Source organism: Neoalteromonas facilis (assembly GCF_002807665.1).
GTDB classification, from domain to species: Bacteria; Pseudomonadota; Gammaproteobacteria; order Enterobacterales; family Alteromonadaceae; genus Alteromonas_E; species Alteromonas_E facilis.
Window position 1 is genome coordinate 25,349 of record NZ_PEAY01000001.1, and the last position, 20,696, is coordinate 46,044.

General features: G+C 42.7%; 23 protein-coding genes. 18 read left to right on the forward strand and 5 right to left on the reverse strand.

Going from position 1 to position 20,696, the window contains the following annotated elements:
- Window positions 1-275 precede the first annotated feature (275 nt).
- On the forward strand, window positions 276-1,358 hold the full coding sequence (locus tag CSH93_RS00095) for a type 1 glutamine amidotransferase domain-containing protein (RefSeq protein WP_100640634.1): 1,083 nt from the start codon (window positions 276-278) through the stop codon (window positions 1,356-1,358).
- A 73-nt stretch (window positions 1,359-1,431) separates the two neighbouring features.
- Here the strand turns inward: CSH93_RS00095 and CSH93_RS00100 are convergent, their stop codons facing one another.
- Window positions 1,432-2,397 carry an AraC family transcriptional regulator gene (locus tag CSH93_RS00100; RefSeq protein ID WP_100640636.1) on the reverse strand — a complete coding sequence of 322 codons (966 nt, stop codon included), beginning with the start codon at window positions 2,395-2,397 and terminating at the stop codon, window positions 1,432-1,434.
- A gap of 255 nt (window positions 2,398-2,652) precedes the next feature.
- Here CSH93_RS00100 and CSH93_RS00105 point away from each other — a divergent pair, with 255 nt between their 5' ends.
- A complete protein-coding gene (locus CSH93_RS00105) occupies window positions 2,653-3,396 on the forward strand; it encodes a DUF2268 domain-containing putative Zn-dependent protease (protein ID WP_100640638.1) in 744 nt (247 codons plus the stop codon).
- Between the two features lie 84 nt (window positions 3,397-3,480).
- On the opposite strand, the gene CSH93_RS00110 is transcribed toward CSH93_RS00105, so the two are convergent.
- Complete coding sequence (locus CSH93_RS00110; protein WP_100640640.1) at window positions 3,481-3,897, reverse strand: MAPEG family protein; 417 nt, start codon at window positions 3,895-3,897, stop codon at window positions 3,481-3,483.
- 242 nt (window positions 3,898-4,139) lie between these two features.
- Here CSH93_RS00110 and CSH93_RS00115 point away from each other — a divergent pair, with 242 nt between their 5' ends.
- Together CSH93_RS00115 and CSH93_RS00120 are read left to right on the forward strand one after the other, a co-directional pair.
- Complete coding sequence (locus tag CSH93_RS00115; protein WP_100640642.1) at window positions 4,140-4,610, forward strand: GNAT family N-acetyltransferase; 471 nt, start codon at window positions 4,140-4,142, stop codon at window positions 4,608-4,610.
- An 86-nt stretch (window positions 4,611-4,696) separates the two neighbouring features.
- The gene (locus CSH93_RS00120) at window positions 4,697-6,127 is read left to right on the forward strand and encodes a serine hydrolase domain-containing protein (RefSeq protein WP_100640644.1); all 1,431 of its coding nucleotides are present in this window, start codon (window positions 4,697-4,699) and stop codon (window positions 6,125-6,127) included.
- Between the two features lie 52 nt (window positions 6,128-6,179).
- Here CSH93_RS00120 and CSH93_RS00125 read toward each other — a convergent pair whose 3' ends face one another.
- The gene (locus CSH93_RS00125; RefSeq protein ID WP_100640646.1) at window positions 6,180-7,148 is read right to left on the reverse strand and encodes an AraC family transcriptional regulator; all 969 of its coding nucleotides are present in this window, start codon (window positions 7,146-7,148) and stop codon (window positions 6,180-6,182) included.
- A 165-nt stretch (window positions 7,149-7,313) separates the two neighbouring features.
- Window positions 7,314-8,129: an NmrA family NAD(P)-binding protein gene (locus CSH93_RS00130; RefSeq protein ID WP_164078254.1), complete on the reverse strand. Its 816-nt coding sequence runs from the start codon at window positions 8,127-8,129 to the stop codon at window positions 7,314-7,316.
- Window positions 8,130-8,338: 209 nt separating this feature from the next.
- Between CSH93_RS00130 and CSH93_RS00135 the strand changes: the two genes are divergently transcribed.
- From CSH93_RS00135 to CSH93_RS00180, 10 genes are all read left to right on the forward strand, one after another.
- Window positions 8,339-9,190 (forward strand): alpha/beta fold hydrolase, encoded by an 852-nt coding sequence (locus CSH93_RS00135; RefSeq protein WP_205663158.1) that lies wholly within the window; start codon window positions 8,339-8,341, stop codon window positions 9,188-9,190.
- An 80-nt stretch (window positions 9,191-9,270) separates the two neighbouring features.
- Complete coding sequence (locus tag CSH93_RS00140) at window positions 9,271-9,690, forward strand: DUF6640 family protein (protein WP_100640653.1); 420 nt, start codon at window positions 9,271-9,273, stop codon at window positions 9,688-9,690.
- 141 nt (window positions 9,691-9,831) lie between these two features.
- Window positions 9,832-10,353, forward strand: a complete 522-nt coding sequence (locus CSH93_RS00145) for a carbon-nitrogen hydrolase family protein (RefSeq protein WP_240615489.1) — start codon at window positions 9,832-9,834, stop codon at window positions 10,351-10,353.
- The gene (locus CSH93_RS00150) at window positions 10,326-10,550 is read left to right on the forward strand and encodes a hypothetical protein (RefSeq protein WP_100640658.1); all 225 of its coding nucleotides are present in this window, start codon (window positions 10,326-10,328) and stop codon (window positions 10,548-10,550) included. The genes CSH93_RS00145 and CSH93_RS00150 overlap by 28 nt, the downstream gene beginning before the upstream one ends.
- A 174-nt stretch (window positions 10,551-10,724) precedes the next feature.
- A complete protein-coding gene (locus CSH93_RS00155) occupies window positions 10,725-11,174 on the forward strand; it encodes an anthrone oxygenase family protein (RefSeq protein ID WP_100640660.1) in 450 nt (149 codons plus the stop codon).
- Window positions 11,175-11,293: 119 nt separating this feature from the next.
- Entirely contained in the window at window positions 11,294-12,160 is an 867-nt protein-coding gene (locus CSH93_RS00160) for a TolB family protein (protein ID WP_100640663.1), read from the forward strand.
- A 153-nt stretch (window positions 12,161-12,313) separates the two neighbouring features.
- Window positions 12,314-13,162, forward strand: a complete 849-nt coding sequence (locus tag CSH93_RS00165; protein ID WP_100640665.1) for a discoidin domain-containing protein — start codon at window positions 12,314-12,316, stop codon at window positions 13,160-13,162.
- Window positions 13,163-13,248: 86 nt separating this feature from the next.
- Window positions 13,249-14,265, forward strand: a complete 1,017-nt coding sequence (locus CSH93_RS00170; protein ID WP_100640667.1) for a hypothetical protein — start codon at window positions 13,249-13,251, stop codon at window positions 14,263-14,265.
- Between the two features lie 256 nt (window positions 14,266-14,521).
- The gene (locus CSH93_RS00175; RefSeq protein WP_100640669.1) at window positions 14,522-15,121 is read left to right on the forward strand and encodes a tetratricopeptide repeat protein; all 600 of its coding nucleotides are present in this window, start codon (window positions 14,522-14,524) and stop codon (window positions 15,119-15,121) included.
- 296 nt (window positions 15,122-15,417) lie between these two features.
- A complete protein-coding gene (locus CSH93_RS00180) occupies window positions 15,418-15,966 on the forward strand; it encodes a tetratricopeptide repeat protein (RefSeq protein ID WP_124748916.1) in 549 nt (182 codons plus the stop codon).
- A gap of 257 nt (window positions 15,967-16,223) precedes the next feature.
- Here CSH93_RS00180 and CSH93_RS00185 read toward each other — a convergent pair whose 3' ends face one another.
- Window positions 16,224-16,691: a helix-turn-helix domain-containing protein gene (locus CSH93_RS00185; protein WP_100640673.1), complete on the reverse strand. Its 468-nt coding sequence runs from the start codon at window positions 16,689-16,691 to the stop codon at window positions 16,224-16,226.
- Window positions 16,692-16,840: 149 nt separating this feature from the next.
- Here CSH93_RS00185 and CSH93_RS17870 point away from each other — a divergent pair, with 149 nt between their 5' ends.
- The 4 genes from CSH93_RS17870 to CSH93_RS00200 all read left to right on the forward strand — a co-directional run bounded on the left by CSH93_RS17870 (window position 16,841) and on the right by CSH93_RS00200 (window position 20,673).
- The gene (locus tag CSH93_RS17870; protein WP_164078257.1) at window positions 16,841-16,978 is read left to right on the forward strand and encodes a hypothetical protein; all 138 of its coding nucleotides are present in this window, start codon (window positions 16,841-16,843) and stop codon (window positions 16,976-16,978) included.
- A gap of 313 nt (window positions 16,979-17,291) precedes the next feature.
- Window positions 17,292-18,119, forward strand: a complete 828-nt coding sequence (locus CSH93_RS00190; protein WP_100640675.1) for a helix-turn-helix domain-containing protein — start codon at window positions 17,292-17,294, stop codon at window positions 18,117-18,119.
- A gap of 72 nt (window positions 18,120-18,191) precedes the next feature.
- Window positions 18,192-19,685 carry a serine hydrolase domain-containing protein gene (locus tag CSH93_RS00195; RefSeq protein ID WP_100640677.1) on the forward strand — a complete coding sequence of 498 codons (1,494 nt, stop codon included), beginning with the start codon at window positions 18,192-18,194 and terminating at the stop codon, window positions 19,683-19,685.
- A gap of 187 nt (window positions 19,686-19,872) precedes the next feature.
- Window positions 19,873-20,673, forward strand: coding sequence for a nucleotidyltransferase domain-containing protein (locus tag CSH93_RS00200; RefSeq protein ID WP_100640680.1), 801 nt, complete (start codon window positions 19,873-19,875; stop codon window positions 20,671-20,673).
- Window positions 20,674-20,696 lie beyond the last annotated feature (23 nt).

The window sequence follows — 20,696 nt, forward strand, 5'->3', positions numbered from 1 at the left end:
ATTACCGCGTTTATTGCCGCATCTTTGTGAAATCATTGTGAAAAAGATACGCCTATGAGTTAAAGCGCATGAGTAATGGGTTGATTGATTAATTTTTTTTGACCTTCATTTCACCCCGTCATTGCAACACTTCCCTTGGTTTCCATTGATAGGCAATTTGCTTTGTCTATTCGCTAACAACGTTGAACATCTCAGACAAATGATGGCGCAAGTACCTGTACACCATGCTTGAACAGGGACTTGTGTTACTGGGTAAACAACACAGAGGGAGTTATATGCTAAAGAAGTTATTCATGCTTACTGTAGGGCTAGTGATCGCTGCAGTTGTCAGTTTTTATGCTTTTAAAGGTTGGCTTTCAGAAATAGTACCCAGCGCCCAACAGGTTGCTGAGCTTAAGCAAACAAAGATGCATGATATTCCCTATCTTGTTGACGGTGACGTTGAATATCGCGGTAAAATATTAGCGGTTGTTACCAATGTTGGAGAATTCGCAGGCGGGAATAAAACAGGTTATGAACTGACCGAATTAGCACGCGCTTATTGGGTGTTCAAGGCCAATGGCTTTAATGTTGACATTGCGAGCCCTGAAGGTGGAGAACCGCCGGTCGTGTTGGATGGCGATGATATGGGGCGGTTCGATTATGCGTTTTTGAATGACCCTGTGGCACAATCCAAAAGTGCCAATACGTTACTACTGAAAGATATTAATCCTCTGGACTATCAAGCGGTTTATTTTGTTGGTGGGAAAGGCGCTATGTTTGACTTCCCGAATAACCCCAGCATTAAAACTATTGCCAAAGAGTTATATCAAAACAACCGAGTTGTCAGTGCAGTTTGCCATGGTCCGGCAGCACTGTTAAACGTAGTGCTAGACACGGGCGAGCTTTTAGTCGCCAACAAAACTATAAGTGGTTTCACTAATGAGGAAGAGCTGCTACTCATTCCTGATGCGCGGGAAATATTTCCGTTCTTGCTTGAGGATAAGTTGATTGCACAAGGCGCAAATTTTAGTGAAGGATTGAATTATCTGGAACATATCAGTCACGACGGAAAATTGATAACCGGGCAAAATCCATGGTCGGTATGGAAGCTAGCAGAATCGGTTGTTGAAGAGTTAGGATATGCCGTGAAGCCAAGAGCATTAACCCAAGAAGAGCACTCGATTTTGCTTGTGCAGCTGTTTCACGAGCAAGGGATTGAGGCTGCTAAACAACAGATTTTTGCGCAACCTCAGCATTATGTACCACTGACTATTCTCACTCATGCACTAGTCGCCTTTATGCAATTTGAGATTAGTCAGGGAATTGCGCTAGTAAAGTTAACTAACATCCTGAAGAACCAATTGGATCCGACTTAGCGTGGAACAACATAGGGCGAAGAACCTTTAAAGTCTTCTGTGTTGGGAAGTGGCCGGTGTGCAGAATGACCGGCTACAGATTCATTTCTTTTCTGACGTCACTCGGATTACAACCTATCACTTTCTTAAAAGCGCGGGAAAATGACGACTCTGATTGGTATCCATAGTCAAGAGCAATGGTAAGCACATTATCACTTGAATTGAGGAGCGCAGAGTACGCCAATGACATACGCCATTCGGTCAAATAATCCATCGGGGAATTACCCACTAGTTGTTTAAATTGCACAGCAAAGCTCGTGCGGGACATACCCACTTCATGTGCAAGTTGCTCTAATGTCCAATGAGTTGAAGGGGACTCGTGCACAAGTTCAATTGCTTTCGTTATGCGCGGATCGTTAAGTGCGCCAAACCATGCGTTAGCTTTTTCGGGTTGTGTTTCTAAAAAGGTGCGAATCGCTGTGATCACCAAAATATCGGCCAACTTGGCAATTACGCCTGAAGCACCAGGGCTCGCACTTTGTATTTCATCTAAAATTAATTCACTCAGCGTTGTAATGATATGACTGCATGCTCCCTCGCCATGGCGGATATGTAAAATACTAGGCAGAACGCCGAGTAAACGGAGCGTCAGAGGATGATTAAATGTCACTGCACCACAAATCAGTGTGCTGGTTTTCCCGTGACCACCAAAATCCAATGTTTCATATCGGTCTGAAATGATTTTTATAGGTAAGTCACTTAGCGGGGTAGGCGCGGTTGGACTACCATCGAATAACTTATGGCCCTGTCCGAGTGGTAGGAGGACAAAATCTCCCGTATTCAATTTTACCTGTTCAGATGTGACGTCTACTTGTGCGTCGCCTTCTATTACGAGATGAAACATCATGCATTGGTTCATTGCGGGTAATGAAACTGCCCATGGTTGTCTAAGTGTGGACTTGGTGTAGAACACGCTTTCCATAGTCATTTTACTCAACAACTGTCCGATGACGGTTTCGTTCATTTTAGTGTTTATACGTGCTTTATAATCAAATGACATAGTCGTTGGTAAAAGTGGCATGAATAGATTTAAGCATAGGTAGCTGATGTCCGCTTGTCTACGCTTTCATGAAGTTGTTCTCTGAATTGTTGGAGGAAACCGTATTGTGAACTTATCTAAGTATGTTTCTTGTATGTTTGAAAATGAACGATCGGTATTGAACTCAGAATCTGCAGGTATGTATTGCTAGGTCAAATCGTTAAGCTATGTTAGGTAAGTGATTATGTCTAGTTTTATCGATTTGTAGAGGCTTTTATGAAGATAAGGAATTGGTGCTTTTTAGCGGCAATGCTAATGGGGGTTGCAGACCATTCGCTAGCAGGAGATGCGAATGATAGTGGGGCAAGCATTCGTTATGTGGGGGCAAAGCCGGTGACGGCAGAGCAGGAGATTTTGCAAAAGGTTATTGAAACCACTGTCATTGAAGTAAGGCAGTTATTACCGGATATGCCGGAGAAAATTACATTTGTGGTGGAATTGGTTGATATGGACCTTGATATCATCGGTGGAATTACTGGGCGAGCAGACGCTCATAAACCCGAGGGCGAAATTGCACTGTACATTTCAACGAGCTTTCCAGGAGGTTTAACATCATCTTCTAAGGTTGCGCTTCCTCATGTGTTGTTCCATGAGTTGCATCATTTAACAACGGGATGGACCATGAGAGAAAATCAACATGCGCCTACTATCTTGAATGCTGCTGTGAATGAAGGGTTAGCCGAAGTGTTTTCAGAAGTGCAGACCGGGCATACGTTTGACGTCAATCAACCACCAAGTAATGCTGCTAATTGGTTAGCCGAAATTAAACAGTTGCCAATGGGGGCAAATTACAATCACTGGGTTTCCGGTATTCACCCCGATGGGCGGGAATATATTGGATATAAAACCGGAGTTTATCTTGTTCGAGAGGCGATGCAGAATTCGGGATTAAATATTATTGAATTATCGAAATTGCCGACGGATAAGATTGTGGAGTTTGCTGAGGCAAAAATGGATTAGTGTATGCCGCCGAACGGCTATATCGGTGGGCATGAAAGCATTATTTTGGCCCACCGGACGAAAGCCACAGCACTAAACGTGGTACTACAACAGCAATGCAATCAATGTTGTCACAAACATGATTAATACAGACACCAGTGAGGTAAGGAAAAAGCGTAATCGGATAGGCACCACGTTTTGAGTAACATGAATATAGGCATGGCAGTATCGAGCTACGACAAAGACCCACGCACAAGTAACGGCGACAATATTGACATTATTAGTCAGATAGCAGACGAGCGCGATGACATAAAACAACACCGGCACTTCGAACTGGTTCGCAATGTTATTGGACACAAGCACAACATCTTTAGGCCAAGCTTTGTTGTTCATTGCAGCCTCTTTTAGATCTACGGTTCTAGCCTTCGCTGCGCTAAATTTCCGTTTCCCAAGCAATATAAAAAGCAGGAGAACCAACAGTACTTGCGCTAAAACAGGGTAAATAATGGTTATGACGTTCATTGTATTTCCGAGAGTTGGGGTATTTTATTGACTGTAGCGAATACTTTTTCTCAACATCATGCAGAAAGTACATTTCATACGTCTTATCATTCAGCCAATTTTCATATCGTGAATTGCCAATTTGATTGGGCCTCAAACTGGTGCGCGCTTTTGTACGATTGGTTGTACAACCTGAATCTTCAGTTGAGCAAGCTACCTAAGCGGGGCGTAAGCTAGCGGCCTTTAAAACAATCAATTGCAAGATGAACAACAAGATCATTCACCTTAATTATCGACCGGCAAGAACCAGTGATTTACGCAAGCTAATTGAATTGCTTGCCAATGACCCACTGGGTCAGAATCGAGAAGATTCGACTCTTCCAATCAACCCTCGCTACCTCAGAGCGTTAGAGCATATTGATAATGACTCCAATAATGTGCTGTATGTGGTTGAACAGGGCAGTATTTTAGCGGGGATGTTACAACTAACCTTCATCCCTAGTTTGACTCACACCGGAAGTTGGAGGTGTCAATTAGAAGGCGTAAGAGTGCACCAAGACTTTCGTAATCGAGGCATAGGAAGTCAAATGTTTGAGTTTGCAATTCAACAGGCAAAGGACCGTGGCTGTTCGCTTGTGCAATTAACCAGTGATAAGATGAGGCAGGAAGCGAAGCGCTTTTATGAGAGTATAGGGTTCACTGCGACTCATGAAGGCATGAAGTTAAAACTTTAATTTTCTATTACCGTTATCGAGTTGAGCAACACACGATATGTGGCGTATAGCAAGTTTAAAAGCTAAAGGGACATTGGAAAAACATTATGGACGTTAAACGAGTCATACTTGCTGTAATGGCATTATTTGTGAGTCAGTTCACAGCAGCTGAGACAGCAATGGAAGTTTCTGAAAGTGAGCGAGCTCCTCAGAAAGTTAGCCAGAAAGGCCCCCTGAATGGTTTCCACGCACAAAGTGAGCAAATCATTAAACCTTACGTCGAGCAGTCTTGGTTTTCTGGCAATGTGCTACTCGCAGATAAAAATAGACACGTATCAGTGCGCTCCTATGGTTTGTCCAACATAGAAAACGGGACGCCCAATAATCGCTGTACTCGTTTCAATATAGGTTCTATCGCTAAGCATTATACTGCGGTCTTGGTGTTGCAAATGATAGAGCAAGGCAAATTGTCATTTGAATCTAGGTTGTCCGAATTTGAATTGAATGTAGAGCAAGAAATAGCCTCTAAAGTTACGGTTGAAAACCTTCTCAAGCACCAAGCAGGGTTTAGCGATATTTTTATACCGGCCTATATGAATGATCCGCTTAGCTTTGACTCGTTAGAAAAGAAAGTCGCATTGTTAAAAGGGCAACCGTTGTTGTTTGAACCCGGCAGTGATTATCGTTATTCGAACTATGGCTATATTTTGTTGGGTGCAATACTTGAAAAAGTATCGGGTAAATCCTTTGCGACTTTGCTTGACGAGAGAATCTTTACTCCAATTAATGCCGAAAACAGTTCTTTGTTGCGTGAAGAAAGTAGTCCATGCCAGTCGGAACGTTATGTCTACGCCCTCGACAAATCACTAGAGCCAACCCAATTTCGGGAGGTTTCAGGCCCTGATGGTGGAATAGAGTCAACGGTTGACGACGTATACAAGTTTTTAAATGCACTATTTTTCACGGATAAATTACTACAACGAGATGGGGACGCATTTAAGCGCTATTTTGGCACTGGTACGCACCATGGTTCGTATGGTGGCGGCACTGGCGTAAGTGCTGCAGCAGAAGTACTTCGTGATCGGCACGTCATTATCGTGGTGCTGGCGAATAGCGACGAGCTCGTTGCAGAACGTATTTCTAATCGGTTATCTAAATTGATTAGGGAAGAGCCTGTTGATGCGTTTACACTTCCAGCGAAACATTTTGTCTATGACCAATACAAGGCGTTAGGGCTTGAGCGTTTTAAACAAGAATTTGCCACGATATACAAAGCGGCAGGATACACCGGCTTTATGGGCCGCCCGTTAAATGAAGCCGGATTGTATTTGGCTAAGAACGGCGCTGGTCGAGAAGCACTTGACGTTATCAGTACGTTAAGTCACTTTTACGCTAAAGCCCCTCAGGCCTATGATAGTCTGGCCTATGTTCACTATTTGTTAGGTGATAAAAACGCAGCTCAAATCGCTTTCAAACAGGCTAGAGCATTGTCTGAAGGATTCAACAGTGACTATCACCAATCTAATTATGATATTTAAGCTGTTGCTTAAATGATTTAATGCCAGAAAAGTGGGGCATACTTAAAACGGATTAGGTTGCTTCACTTACTTTTCTGATTTCACTTGGGCTGGTACCAATCACTTTCTTAAACGCGCGCGAAAATGAAGACTCTGATTGGTAACCATAGTCTAATGCAATAGATAAAATGGTATCTTTTGTTTGTTTCAACGCGGAATAAGCAAGAGACATGCGCCACTCCGTTAGATAATCAATCGGAGAATTGCCAACCAATTGCTTAAATTGAACGGCAAAGTTGGTTCGTGACATCCCGACTTCTTGCGCTAGCTGAGTCAGTGACCAGTGCTTTGACGGTGATTCGTGCACCAGTTCTATTGCTTTTGTAATACGAGGATCCTCCAACGCACCAAACCAGCCTTGGGTGTGATCAACCTCATTGTCCAAATAGTTTCTGATAGCCGTAATAACCAGCAAGTCAGCAAGCTTTGCCGTAACGCCCGTAGTACCGGCATTCATGTTTTTGACCTCATCTAAGATCAATTCATTCAGTGTTTTCACAACATGGCCAATGTTTGGCGTGTCCGAGCGCACAGTCAGTATACTCGGCAGTATTTTGATCAGTCTTTGCGTCAGCGGGTGGGTAAACGTAACCGCACCACAGATCAGTTTGCATTCATTGCCACTGCCACCATGTCTCAAGGTTTCGTATCGACCTGGCGCAATATGGATCGGCAACTGGAAAAGAGGTGTCGGCTTTGCGTTGCTGCCATCACTTAAACAGTGGCCTTTGCCTAGAGGCAAAAGTGCAAAGTCACCTTTATGTAAGTGGGTTTGTTTGCCTTCTACTTCTACGGTCACGCTGCCTTCCAAAACTCGATGAAATATCATGCATTTTTTCAGCGGCGGATAGGCAATCGCCCACGGGCTTTGTAACGTTGAGCTTATATAAAATAGGCTCTCCATCGACATTTTACTGAGCAGCTGCCCAATAGCAGATTCATTAACCTGCTCACTTATACGTGACTTGTAATCAGATGACATTGATTTGTTTTGTTATAATGTAACGTTTATTTGTTTAGAATAATAACTTATGAGTGTAATGTCTATTCTGTTTCATCGCTAAATTTGAGCAAGTTAAGGCGAACGTATGTTGATTCTTAACGGCGTTGGCGTTACCCAAAAGTAAACGCCAACGTTCAAAATAGGCTACGCGAAAAGCGGCGCATTTTTAAATAGAAATTGATTAAAACTGCGAGGGTGGCGACCTAATGCTCTATGTACGTCGTTCGTGGTTTGTTCATTTCTCCCGTCTAAAACGTGACAAAACAAGTATTCCAACATGCCAATTGTTGAGGGCTCTAAGCCTATCTCCGCCATATTATTTGAAAAATCGGATACAGGGACTTGTTGAAAGCGTATTTGCTTACCGAAGACCTTATTCACTCGGTTGATCACATCAGGGAAGCTCAATAGTTCTGGCCCCGTTACTTCATAAAGTTGACCGGCATGTTTTGGGTCTACCAAGGATTCGTAGGCAATTTCAGAGATATCATCAATATCAATAAACGGCTCTTTTACATTTCCCACCGGTAGCTCAACGGCATTATTCATCAATAGTTGGTGAAATAAGCCTTCTGTGAAGTTTTGTGCAAACCATGATGCTCGAATAACAGTCCAGCCTAATCCGCTGTTTTGCACTATGTGTTCACAAGATTGCGCCGCAGCTTCTCCACGTCCAGACAGTAAAGTAATATGTTCTACGCCTTGTTGTCGTGCAATTTGACACAATATTTCGATGTCTTCTGGCGCTTGCGGAAGTGCGAGATCTGGAAAATAAGTGACGTACATAGCTTTTACATTGTCTAACACTTCGGGCCAGTTAGATTTGTCATTCCAGTCGAATTTTATTTTACTACTACGACTCACCAACTTTGTCGGCTTGCCATTGTTTAATAGCATTTGTGCAACGCGCGAACCGGTTTTGCCACTTGCACCAATAACTAAATATGCCTTGCTGTCCATATTGTCCTCTACAGGTAGATTGAGTAGTGATAGAGGTTGCCTGAACACCATTGAACAGAACTGTTTTATCGTTCAATTCGCCTGACAGTACGTTCGAGTTTAACTGTATCGTCATGGGTGAACGATAAGTGTGGAAATTAGAACGACGCGCACGTTACCTCGTCAATGCTCGCCGTAAGATGATGGTGTACTTACATGAGAGTTCTACGATGGGCAAATTAATAGTGTTGAGTTATCAAGCTTACTTCTGGGTCATTAGTCGTTTGTTGCCTCGGCACGCAGCTGAACGAGCTCTGAATTTATTGTTCACAGTAAATGTCAAAGTAAAAACAGGTTCACAGCTCAGGGTGCCAGATGAGACTATTAAACTAAAAAGTGGTGCTCATTTATTTAAATGGGAAGGCAAACGTAAAGAGAGCTTGATGTTTGTGCATGGATGGAACGGTTCTTTGGATCAATTTGAAACTGCTTTTAATTACTTTAACGCGCTTGAATATACGATTTATGGATTAACCCCAGCGGGTCATGGCCCGTCCACACTAGCGCATTCACATCCCGGGCTATTTATTGATGCGATTAAAGAAGCTGCTGTTTGTTTACCTGACCGAATAGACTTGGCAATTGGCCACTCTATGGGCGGCGGGGCGTTAGCGCTTGTAGCTTCGGAGATTAATATCGCGAAGCAATTGGTGCTTATTGCATCACCCTCATCGTTTTTGGATGTTGTGCAGAGGTTTGCGGGGGCAATTAAGTTGGGTAAGCATTCTATGAACCATTTTATTGACCTTGTTGAACGATTTGTGGGGCGTTCTCATGCATCGTTAGAGGTGATGGAAAAAGTACGACATTTAGCGATTCCAACGGTGGTAATGCATGATGAACTTGATCGGGAAGTGCCCTTTAATGACGCGCTGAAATTACATCACTCCATTCCCGATGTGGAGCTTATGGCAACTCGGGGATTAGGTCACAATCGTATTTTAAGAGATGATGAGGTATTAAAAAAAATCGTTCTACGAATGTGCAATGAAGGGGGTTTTTCAGATGCGGTGGTCGGGTAAATAATCGGATTAGTTTTTCTTTCCGGTGTTTTCTTAAAATTTAAATACTGCGTTGAACAGTGCAATTGGGAGATAGTCATATGCGTACACAGCTTCTTAGTAAATGTCTTATATCATTCGGCGTTCTTTTTTATGTGGTTGTGATACCGGTATTAGAGTGGAATCAAACGCACGTGTTTAACCCTGATTGGCCACCCCATGCTCGTTTTCACGAAGTGTGGCAGCTGTTCACACATATAGCATTAGGCCTAATGGCATTGTGGTTGGCGTGGCTGAGAGGTCAAATTAAACTGGCTGCTTTAATATCTTGCTGCGTAATGGGCGGCGTGATTTTTTCTCATCTCCTTTCCGAGCATGTAGGGGGGAGCGTTCAATCAGGTAATCTGGGGAGCCAAGTTTTGGGTTTGGAGTTGGCTGTGTTTGTTGCCATTTTAGTAGTGGCGCTATCGATAATAGCAGCGTTCATTTCACGCGGCACACTCGCCGAAACTACTGATTAATTCGCTGGGGATTATTGTTCCTTTATAAAGAATGGGGCGTTACATTTACAATTGAAAAGCCATTGATGAATACTGAGCAATGAAACCACATTATCGAATGAAGTGGAGAGAACAATAACAATGCGTATGTGTGTGGCTCAAATGCAAGCTAAGACCGGTGATATTGCATTTAATATAACTAAGCACCTCGAATTTATCGATGCGGCAATCAAGCTTAAAATGGACTTTATCGCCTTTCCAGAATTATCGATTACTGGTTATGAGCCCACGCTGGCAGAGAGTTTAGCTATGTATGAAGATGACCAGCGGTTGTCGAGTTTTGCGAGTAAAAGTGAGGAATTCAACCTACTCATCGGGGTTGGGTTACCGCTTAGAAAAGATGGCAAGCTGTACATTACACAAATGTATTTCATTCCAGAGGGCGATTATAAAGCGTATGCAAAGCAGATTTTGCATAGTGATGAGTACCCCTTCTTTGATTCTGGTCAAGAGCAAATATTATTAACACATCAAGATGACTTGGTGGCGCCAGCCATTTGCTATGAGTCTCTGCAATTTTCGCACGTGAATGAGGCGGTTGCGCGAGGTGCGACAATATACGTGGCCAGTGTTGCAAAAGAAAAAAAGGTATGCATGTGGCGTTTGAACATTATGCCGATATAGCCAAACAACACGGTATTATTGTGATGATGGCAAACGCAATAGGCCCCAATGACAGTTATATCAGTTGTGGTCAATCAAGTGTTTGGAGCGGTCAAGGTGAGACACTATCGACTATGGCGGAAGAAGAAGAAGGTCTAACCTGTATTGATACTAAAAATTTGCAGGTGTGTTGCCACCGATATCCTTTTAATTTGTAATCTCCCTTGGACGTTAAGTTGAGACTTTTGAACGTTTCGTCAATTTCAGATTTAAGCACCTCTTTATAATTGGCTCACTATGTTGCGGTGAGCACAGGCTACTCTCTTTTAAGATTTAAGCTCTAGTGACGCAACTCACATTCTTGTGGGTGTTAAGATAAAATTGGAGGCTATATGCTAGAAACGGGATTGCTTGTATTTGTTGCTATCGCGAGTGCGTTGATGGGCGGTATTTATTTTGCTTTTTCAGGCTTCATCATGAAAAGTTTATCAACCATGAGCACAGAAAGCGCGGTTGATTGTATGAACAGCATTAATCGTGAAATCGTAAATTCTTTTTTTCTACCGTTATTTTTCCTCTCAACAATGGTGTGTGCAACGCTAGTTTTCGTCTCTGAAGACGTATCAGTTAAAGCGGGGGCTTTGACTTATATTGTTGGTATGTTTGTGTGCACGGTAGTTAAAAACGTGCCGCTAAACAATCGGCTTGAAGCCACAACCGATAGAGACCGAGAAGATACGTGGGCGTATTATTTATCTAGTTGGACGCGTTGGAATCACGTCAGAACGGTCAGTTGTATTGTGGCGTCGTTGGTGCTTTTTTATGCATTGACCCAGCGTTAATTGGTATCAAAAACAGGACGAGTTTGGTTGTTATTTGTATAGAAAAACGTCGAAATAAAGATGTGTAGAGTCAGTATCTGTAAATCGAAGAAGCAGGTACTTTCAGACAAGGACAACCAATGAGTGCTAAACATTTTATCGCGGCGTTATTGCTGGCTATCGTTGTAATCGATTTTAGTTATGGGCAAACAGGGGCTATACAGGGACCTTATTTGGGGCAAACACCACCAGGCGCTGAAGTAAAAGTTTTCGCTCCTGGAATAGTGTCTACTGAGCGTTATACCTATGGTGGGACTTTCACGCCAGATCTGAACGCATTTTATTTTTTACGAGACTCTGGGACCGACAATGGTGTGGAGTTTGTGGTATTTGAAAATATTAACAATCAGTGGCAAGAATCGGTGATCTCCAAGCCTGTTGGTCAACCCATGATTGCGCCAAGCGGTAAATTGATGCACCTCGGTAGACGTTACAAAGTTTGGACGCCTGATGGTTGGTCAGACGTGAAAGGGCTTGGCGCATCATTTGAAGTGTATCGCATAATGCGCATGACGAGTTCTCTTGCGGGTACTTTTGTATTCGATGAGGTCGGCTCGGCGGACGGGGATGGAACGATTCGCTACTCGCGATTAATCGATGGTGAAAGGAAACATCCACTCGCGTTTAGCAAGATCATAAACTCCGGTACATTCAATGCGCATCCTTTTATTGCACCTGACGAATCCTATTTGCTTTGGGATAGCCGTCGCGAGAATGGTTTTGGTGATTCGGATATATATATCAGTTTTAAGCAGAAGGATGGTGCCTGGGGGGAGGCCATCAACTTGGGACCAACCATCAATACAGATGGGTGGGACGCTGCTGCGAGCGTAACACCTGACGGTAAATTTCTTATTTTTCATCGTTTAAATGCATCAGGTAACGCTAATATTTATTGGGCAGATGCCTCTATTATCAAGGCGTTGAGAGCGCAAGATAAAAGCTAGTAAATATACAAGTTGGGGCGGATAGCCGTTTTGTTTAGCAGTACCGCATTTCAGACGAATGGCATGTATTTTTGCGAAAAATGTGTCTACAGTATACCGAGAGTGTAGGAGAGAGGTATTTATAAGTGATTGATTACAGGAGTTATCACGTTTATGAAAGCCCTTACTGCAGCTTGTCTTTTGAGTATGCTTGCCGCTTCAGCTAATGCTGAAGAATACCAGTCTATCGCCAATGAAGTTGAAATTGGCTCCGATAATTACGTCAATGTTAAATTTATAACAATTAATGAAGATGACGAGCCATCATGTTTAGAAGATGGTATCTACTTTCCGTTAAATGAGCCCTATGCGTCTGCCTGGCTCGACACCATGATCTTAGCCAGACAAAGCCAACAACTGGTCAAATTTTCATATTCCGCACAAGACTGCTCAATGTCAGCACTGACACTGTTGCCACTGTACAGCGACAATGGAGGTTCGTATAACAATGGTCCGTTAGAAGAAACCGGGTTAAATGGCAACGTTGCGCTAATAGGCAGCAACGGACTGGAAGAGAGCAGCATTTCCAGTAGTGAGTATTACAACAATGATAGTGCAGCGGCTGCATTTGATGGATATGTTTATTCTCAACAAGTCAATGAAGAGTCACAGGGCAAAATAGGGCGTGGCATATGGCTGACCAAGCAATGGGACAGCGATAATGTGCGTGTTAACCCGTGGGTTGAAGTTGATTTTGGAACTGTTGTTACGTTGTCAGGGCTTGGCATTTTCATTAATGAGCAATCGCTTGGACTAGGGCGTTTACCACGCACTGTCAGCATATCTTCATCTAATGACGGACAAACCTTTACTGACACTATGGAAATATCATTGCAAAACAACGCCAGCAATACGCTTGCATTGCCTGAGAAATTGCAAGGTCGATTCATCAAGCTTCAATTTGTACGTAATTTTGGAGATCCGAATTACATCGAAGTCGACGAGATTGAGCTTTATCAATAAGCATTAGAGTTTCAAAGTACCTACAGTAACCATTAACCGCCTGTGCTGTTACTAATAATTCCAGTACAGGCGGATCGGGAAAGATCATGAACGTACAAACATTTTCATCAAAATCACTGGCGCTTTTAAATGCAAGAAAGCTCAATGAAAGAGATATAGAGGCATATCAAGCGATATTAGCAGAAGCGAAAGACAGTGATTTGTCAGCGAAGGCGTTTTTAAAAACGTTGGATGCTGTGGAGTTGAACACACTGCAAAAAGCCAATTCACTCGTTGACAACATCATCGTTGATGGATTGAGTAACGAAGGTGCGAAGAATCTGTTGGCTCAGCCTGACGGGTCAGATTTAGTTGATCTAAATAACGATGGGATTGTGGAAATCGGTATTGGCAGAAGTATTCATTTCCCACCAGTGAATGCGCCAGAGTTCGTTAAAAAAGCATGGAACGAAGCGACTGCTGGCCTTGAACCCTTTGAGAAGGCCACCTTGGAACTAACCATGCATCATATGATTTATGGTGTAAACATCGAGGGGGTGCCTAAGCAGCAAGCCCCCTCGCCTGAGCAGCAGTGGAGTGCTGAAGGAATAGAAGAGTTTTTTTCGCGTTTGTATGGCAATTTAGAGTTCAGAGTCGGTTTCGATGGTTGGACAGATTACAACTTGATGCTTAAAGGCGTATACGAGCGATTCAGTGAATTATTGGGAAGCAATGACTCATCGTTTGATGTTGCAAGTGACATGTCATCTACTCAAGTAAAGGATCAACATTATACACCGCCCGAGGATAGCATTGAAAATACTGAGTCTGGTGGCGGCGATACTTTTTTGCTGGATACGTTAACTCAATTGCTGTGGGATGCACGTCTTGGTATTGATCGTGAAAAGTTAGAAGCTTTGGAAAAAGAGAAACAAGACGTGTTGAATGACGAGTCCCTTTCTGGGGAAGAACGGCAAGCAAAATTAACCGCGATCCAATCTGAAATTGAAAATCTATTAGAGAAGGCCCGACAGCGGATGGGCGAAGATGAAAAACGCAGGCAGCAAATTTCGAATGTGGAGCGCTTCAGCGAATGGTTGCATGAAAAGGAACATGGAATTTAAAGCTGACGTTAAAATGCCTCCTTCAACCAACCTTTAATGCATGTTTCGAACGAAAGGATATTTTTTTTGAACGTATTGCAGTGAACGAGTGTGTTTACCTTTCTAAGCTTGTAAGACTTTTAGGTAATTGTGTTAAAAGCATTTTTAACCCTAGAAGTAATTGAAAATGGAGTAGATGTGGATTGCTTTTGATAAGCGGCAATTATCATTACATGGTTCAGGCTGTTAAAAGTCTACAAAGAAAGGAGAGTATCGCATGCGTCTAACATTAATGACTTTCGTTATATTGCTTGTGTTGATGATGGCGAAATTAGTCGTTGCATCAACACAAGACACGGTGGATATCGAAAAGATCGAAATAACCGGAGAAAAGTTAGAAAAACTCAGTACAAGTGTGTCCGAATATGTCTTATATCGAGATCTAGGTATCTCTGCACTGCATGCTAAAAATTATGAAAATGCCTTGAGATTATTGACTAGAAGCGCCGAACAAGGTCACAAAGACAGTCAGTTCTTCTTGGCAAAAATGTATTTTGAAGGCTTAGGCACGCCGGTTAACAATGAATTGGGCTGGGCATGGATGAATGTAGCCCTTGAGGAAAAAACACCCGAAAGACGATTTGCATTTGAGAAAGTATCGGATGCGATCCCAGAAGAAGTTCAGAAACATTGGGCGCCAACAGTCGAGAAGTTCATGCAGCAATATGGCGCAGAAGCAACGGGCCATACGTGTCGACAAAAGAAAGAGCTTGGCACCAATTTGATCACGGTGCAATGCACTAGAATGACTGATGGAAGCTTAGATCCGCTAGATTTCAGGACCATGCAAGCTCTATTCTTCAAGAAAGCGGGATAGTGAGAAGGCGCTTAAAGCATAAAACTCGCTCGATAGTGCTCGTTTATATAAATGGTTGAAGTTGTTTTGAACGTATTGCTGTGAACGAGAGCGTTTGTCTTTATAATCTTAACAAAACTTGTAGGTATATGTGTTAAAAGCATTTACCTGCAAGTGATAAAAAGGGAGTGGGTGTCCATTGCTTTCGCTGTAAAGTAGTTTACACCGCATATTTCAGACTGTTGGGAGTCTACAAAAAAGGAAGTTATCGTATGCCTATATTATTAAAGACCCTGGTTATTGTGCTGGTGCTTTTGATGACGAAGTTAGTCGTTGCGTCAACACCAGAATCATTTGATATCGAAAAGATAGAAGTAACCGGAGAAAAGTTAGAAAAACTCAGCACAAGTGTGTCTCAATACGCCTTGTATAGAGATTTAGGTATCTCTGCACTACATGCTAAAAATTATGAAAATGCCTTGAGATTATTGACTAGAAGCGCCGAGCAAGGACACAAAGACAGTCAATTTTTCTTGGCAAAGATGTATTTTGAAGGCTTAGGTACGCCGATTAATAATGAGCTGGGTTGGGCTTGGATGAATGTAGCCCTTGAAGAGAAAACACCTGAAAGACGATTCGCGTTTGCGAAGATATCGGATGCGATCCCAGAAGAAGTTCAGAAGCATTGGGCACCAACAGTCGAGAAGTTCATGCAGAAATATGGTGCAGAAGCAACTAATCACAAGTGTCGACAAAAGAGAGAAATTGGCACCAATATGGTCACCGTACAATGTACTAGAATGTCTGATGGGACCTATGACCCGTTAGATTGGAGGACGATACAAGCATTATTCTTTCAAAAGTGAACTGCTGCGCACAATTTCGCCCTCATATTTGCATTTTAAAAATGTTGAATGGAATTTGAGGGCAACTTACCTCTCCCCCCAAATTCAACACCAAGACATTGATGAGATTTCCGATAAACTGGAGACAATGGAGATCTCAAAATGAAAAAGCATTACAGCGACTCTCTCTTTCCCAGCTTCTAACAAAGCCCCTGATACATGCCTGTTGCGGTATGATTTGGCGTATCATCATTTGCCCATGAATGACTCGGCACTCATTAATCGGTTGGCTGCTCATACCAAATTCCGTATTTATCGCCCTGCCACTTTAAAAAGTGAAAAAAGTAGGCGGAACCTAATAATATGACACCGCCTGCTAGTGCTGGCTCGCTGATAAATCCGACACAGCAAAAAAGAAAGCCGAATGCATGAGCGATAAATTCTACACGCGAAGCAGAATCCCGAGTAGGCCTTAACTGTAAGAAATTAAATGCGAACCAGATTTTTAATAGTAATGGCAGCGTACGCCAGTTTTCAGAATTTTTATCAATCATAACCTTCTCCTGAATTAAAACATCAATATCGACATCCAAGGCTGCCGCTATACATTTCAGTGATTCGACACTTGCCTTTTGCCCACTCTCTATTCTCTGAATAGTCCTTACATTTAAGCCAGACATTTGAGCTAACTGCTCTTGCGACAAATGGCGACTAATTCGCAATGGTTTAAGAGTAAATGCTTGCATAAGTAACCTAGGTTCAGGAATTTTGTTTGATTTTAGCAGTGTCGGTTACGAAACGGACCTGACAATTACCCGACATTCGTCAAAATCACAGACTTAACATAACTATACCAATGCTGAGTATCTAATCTATTAAAGATCAGAAGTGGCGAATGTCAGAACATCAAATCTATGAATTTGGCTATTTTTACCTCATCAATTTACTCAGTATGACCAATGTCGACTTGGCGCGTTTAAACATCAGCTCCTTATCTTCAGAAGATCCTCGATTGCTCGAGGATGACGGGTAGAAAGTTGTCTTTATAAAACAGGCTCTTCATTCGGTGAGCCTGTTTCCAACCATTAAAAACGACATGACAGTTCATGTCGCTGCACATGATCTTTCATTAATATTTTTATCTCAGCACAGATCACCCAGAGTAGGGCTAAAAACGTTGCTCTACTCCCAAAGGAATAGACTTTATCGGTAATGCTCGAAATAGTTTGTTGCAAGTGTTTCCTTGAGTAGTGCACATTGGAAATCTACTATGCTTATCATAATTTCAAGTCTTGGATCTTGTGTCGTGTAAACACGGGTTCATTTATTTTAATGGTGGCCTGGCTATGATGAACAGTATTCGCTGGCTGGAAGACGAAGAGCACAATGCAGTATCACTGCTTCCGCAGAAGAATGATATCGTGAAAGATGTCAGATTGGTGTATTACGCGCCTGATGTTTATATGCCATTACATACTCACTCGGTAGGGCAGTTTTCGACGTTGTTGTCAGGCCAAGCACACGAGCACAACATCAATACAGAGCTTTACCAAACCAAAGGCGTCGCTGAATACAAACCAGTCGGATACAAACATAGCAACCGTATAGGTCCAAACGGCGCGTTATTTCTTTCAATCAATTTAGCGTCCGAAGATGATGCATTTGTTGCGGAATTTGGAAAACTAAATTGGGGGCTGGTTCAGGTCTCTACTGCTAAAAATTTATGGAAGTCAATGTGTTCGCTGATGTTCCAGCCGATGCGCTCACTAGATGTTGATGTCGATGAGTTGGTATTAGGGCTGATTAGTTCATCAGTTCAAGAAAACCATACAATCAAAACTGCGCCTTCATGGCTAAGACTTGCCGAGCAAGCGTTGCATGAGACCGAGCTGAATATAGAACAAATTGCAGATGACGTTGGCGTTCATCGAGTACATCTTAGTAGAGTGTTTCAGTCACATTTTGGATTGTCGATCACTGAGTATAGACAGTCGCTGGCCTTGCAAAAGGGAATATCGGCAATTCTGAGTCATGAAGAAGCCATAAGCTCTGCTAGTGCAAGTGCGGGGTTTGCGGATCAAAGTCATTTTACACGGGTGTTGAAAAAGCAATTTGGAGTAACACCTAAAGCGTTAAGATCGTTGTTATCACCACCGTGTGTGGCGGCCTGTTGATGTTACATCTGTTCTATAAGTTGCCTTATCGTTTTGTTCAAATGTGCGAAACAGTTAAATTGATGAGGAATTATGAGAAGGTTAATATCACTATCATTGTTACTATTTTCGGTGCATACGCACAACGTGAATGCGCAAGAGCACGCATTAGATACTGAATTTCTAGCTTCCTTTGTTAATGAAGTTAAGTCGGCTGCAAGGTTACCATCTGGTACTGCTGTTGCAGTGATCAAAGACGATAAAATCATTTATCAGGGGAATTTCGGCTATCAAGATATTGAAAACGGTATCGCGACAAGCGAGAACACGCGCTTCTATATCGCCTCGGTAACGAAACCCTTTACAGCTTTGAATTACTTACTGGATGAAAAAAGCGACCGTCACTTGGCGTCTGTTACCTTGCCTGAAATGTTCCCTGAGTTAGCATTGAATGGGCGAGAAATGGTAACGGCGAAGGCGTTACTGACTCACACAGCATCCATCAATAATTTGCCATTAGTTTTGGCGACAGCCTTTAGCGGTGAATATTCCAGCGAATCGCTAGAGCTACTGGTGGCTAGTATGTCTACGGAATCTAAAGAACCGGTTGGCGAGTTTAAATATACGAATGTTGGGTACAATATTTACAGTGTTTATTCTGATCGGGTTTTTCAACAAGGTTGGCAAGAAAAATTACAGCTACAAGTGTTCAAACCTGCACAGATGAACGCAACCAGTGCCAGACGTTCGACCATCAAACAGCAACAATATATTGCCAAACCGTACTCACTTAAAAATTCCGACAGACAAGCCGCGTTGTATTTAGAAAAAGCGGATAACACCATGCATGCAGCAGGTGGCATGTATGCTACGGCATCTGATCTTGGACGGTTTTTGATCGCGCAACTAAATTACGGGGTGCTGAACGGTAAACAGGTGTATCCTGCAGATGTTATCGAGCGCTCTCATGTCCGACAAGTAACGGCAGAGGCATCCTATTTAGATTTCAAACGTGATGGTTATGCTTGGGGTTGGTATACGGGAAACTATAAAGAGCAGCGAATGCTACATCATTTTGGTGCATTTTCTGGCACTCATGCACACCTTTCATTTATGCCTGAATCGAAAATCGGGGTCGTCGTTATCAATAATGAAGACTTTTTAAGTCCACGCCTGACGAGCATCATTGCGGATTATGTCTACGGTACTCTGTTGGGAGATGAAACAATCAAAAATACAGTCACCGAGCGAGTTAAACAATTAACCGATAGGTTGTCAGGTCTGGATGCGATGCTGCTTAAAGAAAAAGAAAAAATTCAGGGCAGACGTTTTGTCTTGAGCTTACCGAAAGAGCACTATGTTGGAGAATACAACCACCCATTATTAGGCTCTATTGTGGTTAAACAGAATGTTAATCAAAGTTTCGATGTAGAGTGGGGGGTAATGCATTCGAGCTCTACGGGCATGAACGAACCGGAACAAATTCGTGTTGAATTAGAGCCGACATCTGGCACAGTCATTACGTTTAACATTGACGAGGATGTCACATCTTTGACTTATGCCGGTATTGAGTTTCGGAAGATCTAGTACGAATGCGGAAAGTTTGTTTTCGAGTCAATCAATACCTCGTTTTCGGTCACTAAAAACACTCCGGCAGATGGCTGGAGTGTGTCTATTGTTTTTTGAATAATTACCCCTTAATCTAAGGTGCTGCGCTAATTTTACCGCACTAACTGCTCTCGCAGTTTTGAACATCAAAATCCATAGGTAAAATATGAAATTTCCAAAATCCCTTCCGGCAGCACATAAGCGCCTGCTTCTTCGCATTGTTGAGTCATTTTCAATGGATCATCGAATACTCGGTATTGGTGCAGGGGGCTCCTTTGCGAGTGATGCAATGGACCAATACAGTGACCTTGATCTGGTGATTGCTATTGACCCAGAGCATTACGATACGGTGATGAGTATGCGTTTTGAACTGGTTGAGACTATTAATGGATTGGTCGCGGCGGTAACCGGAGAGCATGTGGGAGAACCCCGCCTCGTCATTGCATTGTATGAACCTGATCTGATCCATGTTGATTTCAAATTTGTTGCATTGCCAGATGCAGGGAAACGTGTTGATGATACCAAGGTCGTGTGGGAGAGAGAGCAGGTATTATCTGAGCTGTTGACACATTCTGACTATGCTTACCCTTGTCCGACGCCACAGTGGGTTGAAGATCGATTTTGGATCTGGGTTCATTATGCCGCAACCAAAATTGCTAGAGGCGAATATTATGAAGCGATGGAATTTTTGTCCTTTTTACGAACAACAGTGTTGTCACCGGTAGCTCTAGCTCTAAATGGGCACACACCTTCGGGTGTGCGTACAATTGAGCAACGTTTACCTCAATTTGCAGAGGCGCTAACGGCAACGATAGCAAAACCTGAAAAAGCGTCTTTGATTAGTGCATTCCAACACATCATCTCACTATATAAAAATATGAGAAGTCAGTGTGATGTCGAGCTGAACTCTCGCGCAGAGCGGCTATGTGTAGAGTATTTTGACCGTATTGTTGGCGCTGATAATTAAGGCTGAGGGATATTATTTGTTGC